4 protein-coding genes are annotated in these 6,314 nt (G+C 68.9%); 2 read left to right on the plus strand and 2 right to left on the minus strand.

The genetic code is table 11. The features are described from left to right. The first annotated feature begins 84 nt into the window (after positions 1 to 84). Both COGEMETH_RS00590 and COGEMETH_RS00595 read left to right on the plus strand, forming a co-directional pair. Positions 85 to 465, plus strand: a complete 381-nt coding sequence (locus tag COGEMETH_RS00590; protein ID WP_238180678.1) for a response regulator — start codon at positions 85 to 87, stop codon at positions 463 to 465. Positions 466 to 505: 40 nt separating this feature from the next. Beyond that, the gene (locus tag COGEMETH_RS00595) at positions 506 to 2,473 is read left to right on the plus strand and encodes an AI-2E family transporter (RefSeq protein WP_238180679.1); all 1,968 of its coding nucleotides are present in this window, start codon (positions 506 to 508) and stop codon (positions 2,471 to 2,473) included. 40 nt (positions 2,474 to 2,513) lie between these two features. Here COGEMETH_RS00595 and COGEMETH_RS00600 read toward each other — a convergent pair whose 3' ends face one another. Further along, on the minus strand, positions 2,514 to 3,938 hold the full coding sequence (locus COGEMETH_RS00600; RefSeq protein ID WP_238180680.1) for an aldehyde dehydrogenase family protein: 1,425 nt from the start codon (positions 3,936 to 3,938) through the stop codon (positions 2,514 to 2,516). Between the two features lie 164 nt (positions 3,939 to 4,102). Beyond that, complete coding sequence (locus tag COGEMETH_RS00605) at positions 4,103 to 5,776, minus strand: porin (RefSeq protein ID WP_373875285.1); 1,674 nt, start codon at positions 5,774 to 5,776, stop codon at positions 4,103 to 4,105. Between the last annotated feature and the right edge of the window lie 538 nt (positions 5,777 to 6,314).

Here is a 6,314-nt window from a genome sequence, read left to right on the forward strand (position 1 = left end):
ATATGCCACCAGGGTTTGGGCGATTGTGCACCGCCGCGCGTTGTCGACCGACGCGCGGCGGCTTGCGTCGAGGGGTGGGAGCCGATGCCGAAGATTCTGCTGGTCGAGGATCACGAGGAGATCTGGGACTTCCTCTCCCGCCGGCTCAAGCGCCGCGGCTACGAGGTGATCCTGGCCCATGACGGGGAGGCCGGCGTGCGGCAGGCGCGTGCGGCGCAGCCGGACGTGATCCTGCTCGACATGAACCTGCCGGTGCTCGATGGCTGGTCGGCCGCACGTGCCCTCAAGGCGGGCGCCGAAACGCGGGCCATCCCGATCATCGCGCTCACCGCCCATGCGATGTCGGGCGACCGCGACAAGGCGATCCAGGCCGGCTGCGACGACTATCATCCCAAGCCCGTCGATTTCTCCAAGCTGCTCAGCCAGATCAGCGCGGCCCTCGGCGAGACCGCGCAGGCGGGTTGAGGGCCGGCCCGGCCTTCAGGAAGCGTAGCGGAGCGTATCCATGAGCGACGATCCCGTCACCGCGCAGCGGCTGAAGCACGGCCTGCCGGTCATCGTCGCCCTCGCCTCGTTCCTGCTGATCGCGGGCGGGATGGCGGCGCTGTATTTCGGGCGCGACATCCTCGTGCCGGTGACGCTGGCCATCCTCCTCAGCTTCGTCCTCGTGCCGGCCGTACGGATCCTTCGGCGCATCCGCGTGCCGCGGGTGCCGGCGGTGCTGCTCGTGGTCGTCGTGGTCTTCGGCGCTCTGTTCGGCATCGGCAGCCTGATCGCCAGCGAGGGCGCGCAGCTCGCCGCCGACCTGCCGCGCTACTCGATGGTGATGCAGGAGAAAATCAAGGCGTTGCGCGGCGCCACCGCGGGGACGGGCACGCTCTCGCGCATCGTCGACATGGTGCAGGACCTCGGCACCGCCCTCCAGCCGCCCCCGCCCGTCGAGCGCCAGGGCACGCCCGGCTCCGCGGGCCACCCGTTCACGGTGGAGATCAAGGCCGCCAAGGCCGGGGTGCTGGAGACGGTCCAGACCTTCGCCGGGCCGATCCTGCATCCGCTGGCCACCACCGGCCTGATCCTGCTGTTCACGATCTTCATCCTGCTGCAGCGCGAGGATTTGCGGAACCGCGCCATCCGGCTGGCCGGCTCCGGCGACCTGCGCCGCACCACGGCGGCGATCGACGACGCCGCCAGCCGGCTCAGCCGGTTCTTCCTGGCGCAGCTCGCCCTCAACGTCGCCTTCGGCTTGGTGATCGGCGTCGGGCTCTGGCTCATCGGCCTGCCGAGCCCGACCTTGTTCGGCGTCATCGCAGCGATCCTGCGCTTCGTGCCCTATGTCGGCGCGGCCATCGGAGCGCTGCTGCCTCTCGTCATCGCCGGCGCGGTCGATCCCGGCTGGAGCATGGTGATCTACACGGCCGCCCTCTTCCTCGTGGTCGAGCCGATTGCCGGCCACGTGATCGAACCCCTTCTCTACGGCCACTCGACGGGGCTCTCGCCCATCGCCGTGATCCTGTCGGCGACGATCTGGACCTTCCTCTGGGGGCCGATCGGCCTCGTGCTGGCGACCCCGCTCACCGTCTGCCTCGTGGTGCTCGGCCGACACGTGGAGCGGCTCTGGTATCTCGACGTGCTGCTCGGCGACCAGCCGGCGCTCGCTCCGCCGGAGATATTCTACCAGCGCATGCTCGCCAACGACCCCGCGGAGGCGATCGAGCAAGGGCGGCAGTTCCTCAAGGAGCGGGCTCTCGTCACCTATTACGACGAAGTGGTGCTGGCGGGCCTGCTGCTGGCGCAGGAGGACCTCTCCCGCGGCACCCTCGACCGCGAACGGCAGGACGAGGTCGGCGTCGCGATCCGCACGGTCGTGGCGCGCCTCGGCAACGCCCCCGTCGCGCGCCGGGTCCGGAAGGGGGCCGCGCGCAGCGGCGGCCGGGAGACGGCCGCGGCCGTCGCCGCCGCAGGGCCGGACCGTCAGGCGGCGGGCATCGTGCTGGGTCCGCAGGACCTGCCGCCGGCCTGGCGGGGCAAGGCGCCGGTGCTGTGCGTCTCCAGCCGCGGCCCCTTCGACGAGGCCGCCACCCTGATGCTGAGCCAGATCCTCGCCCGGCACGGTCTCGCCTCGCAGGTGATGTCGCTGGCCGCGATCCGGGCTGGCGAGCGGCCGGAGGCGACGGGCGAGATCGCCCTGATCTGCTTCTCCTACCTGGAGCCGGTGAGCCTCTCGCAGATCCGCTTCACGGTTCGGCAGGCCCGCGCCGCGGTGCCAAGCGTACGCATCCTCGTCGGCTTCTGGCGCGAGCGGGACCCGGCGACCCTGGAGCGCCTGCGCCGGGCGACCTCCGCGGATATCCTCGCTACCTCCCTCAACGAGGCGCTCTCGGCGGTCCTGGCCGTCTGCCGCGACGAGGCCCCGGCCGCGGAGCACCGGGAGGCAGCGGGCGCGCCGCCGTTGCTCGCGCCCGCCGCCGCCTGAGCGGGCGGCCCAGGGCCCTGAGGCCGTCCGGGCTCCCGGCTCAGGCCGCCCAGATCTCGGCGTCGGTCGGCACGGCCCGGTGCGCGATCACCTTGCCGATCCGCGAGACGTTCATCAGGTGCTTGTAGTCGAGGTTCTCCGAGATCGAGTTCCCGCCCCATGAGCCGCAGCCCAGCGTCGTCGTCGGCGCGAAGCCGTTCGTCAGCGAGCCGCCGGCCGTGAGCGCGGAGGACTGGTTGACGACGAGCCGGCTGATCGGCAGCGCCAGGCCCATGGCGCGGATATGCGCCTCGTCGTGCGAATGCAGCGCCGCCGAATGCCCGGCGCCCTCCACCAGCAGGTTCGCCTTGGCCTTCTCGACGGCCTCCTCGAAGGTCTTGTAGGGCAGGATCGCCACGACCGGGCAGAGCTTCTCCTTGGCCAGGATGTCGTCGGTCCCGGCGCCGATGGCCGGCACCAGGATGATGCGGGCCGTGTCTGGCACCGCGAGCCCGGCCTTGGCGCCGATCTCCTGGGCGGAGCGGCCGACCACGTCCTTGTTGAGGTGGCCGTGGTGGAACACCACCGCGCGAATCCGGTCGATCTCGGCCGGGTCGTCGGTGAACCAGACCTTGCCCGTGGCGCGGAAGGCCTCGAGCGTGTCCGCGTATTGTTCCTCCGGCGTCAGGACGAACTGCTCGTGCGAGCAGATGATGCCGTTGTCGAATGAGGCGCCCGCGACGATCTTTTCGGCCGCGTCCTTGAGGTCGACGCCCCGGTCGATCACCACCGGTACGTTGCCGGCCCCGACGCCGAAGGAGGGCTTGCCCGAGGAATAGGCCGACTTGACCATCGCGCCGCCACCCGTGGCGACCACCACGTCGACCGCCTTCATTAGGGTCTGCGTCGTCTCGACCGAACCGTGCCGTACGGCCTGGACCAAGTGGTCCGGGCCGCCGTGCTCGCGCACGATGCGCTGGTATTCCTTGGTGAGATGCCAGGTGGAATCGTCCGCCTTGGGGTGGGGGGCGAAGATGATGGCGTTGCCGGCCTTAAGGGCGAACATCGCGTTGCACATCGGCGTCACGATCGGGTTAGTGACCGGGCAGACGGCGCCGACCACGCCCATGGGCTTGGCCACGAGCACGAGGTTGGCCTCCGCATCCTCGCCGATGATGCCGCGGGAGACCTTGCCCTTGAGGTTGTTCCAGATGACCCGGGCCTTGCCCTTGGCCTTGAGGACCTTGTCCTCGTAGACGCCGAGGCCCGTCTCCTTGTGGGCCATGCCCGCCAGCGCCTCGGCGTTGTCGTAGACGTACTTGCCGAAGTCCCGCACGATCGCGTCCACGCGCTCCTGCGGGAAGGTCTCGAACACGGCCTGTGCCTCGCGCGCGCGCGCGACCAGACGATGGACCTGGTCCGGCGAGGTCGTGGTGGTCTCGGCGACTTCGCCGCCGATGGCGGCTTCGAGGGTCGGGCTGGGCATGGCGTGCCTCCTGTTTCTTTTGGCTCGCGACTGCATCAGCAAAGACACGGGCCCACAATCGCGAGGACTGACTTTTCGTCCGATGTGTAGGGCGTCCGCCTTACGACCGATGAGCCGCGCCCGGTTCGATCGGGCGCGGCGTCGAATTCGAGAGGGCGATTGTTCTAAAAATCCCTCTGCATGCGGGCGCGGATCTGGAAGGTGTCCGTGTTGTTGACGGTCCGGATCGGGACGCCGCCGGCATTCAGCGGCACGCCGGTCGCGCTGAGGCTGGCGACGACGGCGCCGGGGTTCTTGTTCTGGTCGATCACGCGGCCGTTGCGCAGAACGGTGTTGTCGTAGATGCCCTCCAGGCCGATATCGAGGTCGCGCACGGGCGACCAGATCAGGCTGGCGCCGACATAGTATTGCCGGCTGTCGCGAAGGGTCTCGTTGAAGGCGTATCCCGGCGAGGTCGGCAGGCCCGGCGAGTTGGCGATGGTGGTGCCGCCGACGACGCTGGCGACGCCCTGCGCGAAGCGCGCACCGCGCGCGAAGTTGATCTCGGCATAGGACCCGAAGAACGCCGAGCGCCATTGCGGCGACCAGTAATGCAGGTAGGAGGCCACCGCCGAGATGGTCTCGACGAGCTGGAGCTTGCCGGTCAGCGGGTTCAGGGTCGCGTCGGGCAGGTACTGGGAGAACGAGGCGCCTTGGAACGGCCGCGCGGCGGTGATGTAGCCGGCGGTGAAGAACTGCACGCCGGTATACTGGGTGCCGCCCTCCGCGTAGGCGGCCTGGAGGTAGAGGGTGTCGCCCGGGGCGATCATCGGCAGGTTGAACTTCACGCCGCCCTGGATCGCCCAGCCGTATTCGGTGGCGGGCCGCATCCGGGCCAGCGCGTTCGCGGTGGTAAGGGGCGCGCCGGCGGCGGTGCCGAGGTATCCGCCGGCGATGTAGTTGCCGGTGTTCACGTCCTTGACCGCGCCCGAGATCTGGGCCGAGCCCCAGGCTCCGTCGTTGCGCAGGGCGGCGACGAAATCGGGCATGCGGTTGCGCTCGATCACGTCGACGAAGCCGACCCCCGTCGGGGTGCCGTCCGCTCCGTAGCCGAGGAAGACCGGGGTCGGCGAGCTCGTGATGGCGAAGGTGGCCGCCGTCGAACTGCCGACCGGACCGCCGGCAGCGGCGACAGCCGACGAGTAGATGCCGGTCTTGCGGAAGCTCGGGTCCTCCATCGACAGGGTGGCCGAGAAGCCGTTGCCCATCTGGGCGGTGTAGGCGAGCAGGTTGGTCGCCGACACGTCAGAGCCGTGCGACACGCCGATGATCTCGAAGTCGTGGGCGTAGAAGTCGAAGAACGACGAGGCGCGGCCGGCTGTGAAGCCCGCGAACTGGATGAACGCCTTGTCCACGTCGAACTGCTGCTGGACCCGGTTGTACTGGTCCACGCCGGTGGCGGGGAAGGCTTTCGCGATCCGCTGCAGGGTGCCCGACCACATGAAGTTGCCGGTGCGGCTCGACGCTTCGGTCCGGATGAAGGCGCGCAGGGTGCCGTAATCGGTCTGCGTGCGGGCATCGATGTTGATGCGCATCTGGCCGCGATACATGGACTGGTCGCCCAGGCCGACGTTGCGCTGGAAGTTCTGCTGGTAGCCGTACTCGGCCCGCGCCCGGCCCGAGAGGCGGATGCAGGTGTCCGTCCCGGGAATGTAGAAGAAGCCCGCGCCGAAGGTGGAGCAGACTCGGACGTACTCGATCGGCGCCGCCTTCTTGACGGGCAGGTCGGCCGCGCTCGCGGCCGGGATCAGCGCCAGCATGGCCGCTGAGCACAGAAAGGAATTCTTCACGCTCGTCACTTCGCCCCCCGGTCTTCTTTTGAAGATCGTCGCATCCCGCAAGACGCCGGCAGCCGGAATCTTCGCAGGGTGTCGCAGGCGGCGTGCCTTCGAGCGTGCGTGATACTGCTGGACCAGTCTTGTAATGCTATTGTCGATCAGCCAGCCCGCAAGTCAATTTCGAAATGAATGCACCACCATACGTTCTCTGGTCACACGAATGCTTGTCGCATTCCAGTCACAGACGTTGCTTGCGTGCAACAGGCGATTCGGATTTCGATGTTTTGCTTACAGATCGGCGGGATCGATACGCTGGTCACGGCCTGGACGTTGCCTTGCCCTTTGCCGGGGAGGGTGGCCTTCGCCACACGAGGATCGAAGGAGGAAAGCGCTGTATCCGACACCGTCGCTCCCCTCTCCCGACCCTCGCGTGAGCCGACGGCCACCCTCCCCCGCAGAGGGGAGCGGGACGGAAGCTACGCGGCGAGCGCGACGGTGTACTCGGCCTCGGTCTTGGCGCGGACCTCGTCCTCGCCGACACCCTCGGCGAGTTCGATCA

The organism is Methylobacterium trifolii, assembly GCF_022179685.1.
Lineage (GTDB): Bacteria > Pseudomonadota > Alphaproteobacteria > Rhizobiales > Beijerinckiaceae > Methylobacterium > Methylobacterium trifolii.

Excerpts from the sequence above, each read along its gene's own strand:
- COGEMETH_RS00590 (WP_238180678.1), top strand. The coding sequence starts at position 85 with ATGCCGAAGATTCTGCTGGTCGAGGATCACGAGGAGATCTGGGACTTC.
- COGEMETH_RS00595 (WP_238180679.1), top strand. The coding sequence starts at position 506 with ATGAGCGACGATCCCGTCACCGCGCAGCGGCTGAAGCACGGCCTGCCG.
- COGEMETH_RS00600 (WP_238180680.1), bottom strand. The coding sequence starts at position 3,938 with ATGCCCAGCCCGACCCTCGAAGCCGCCATCGGCGGCGAAGTCGCCGAG.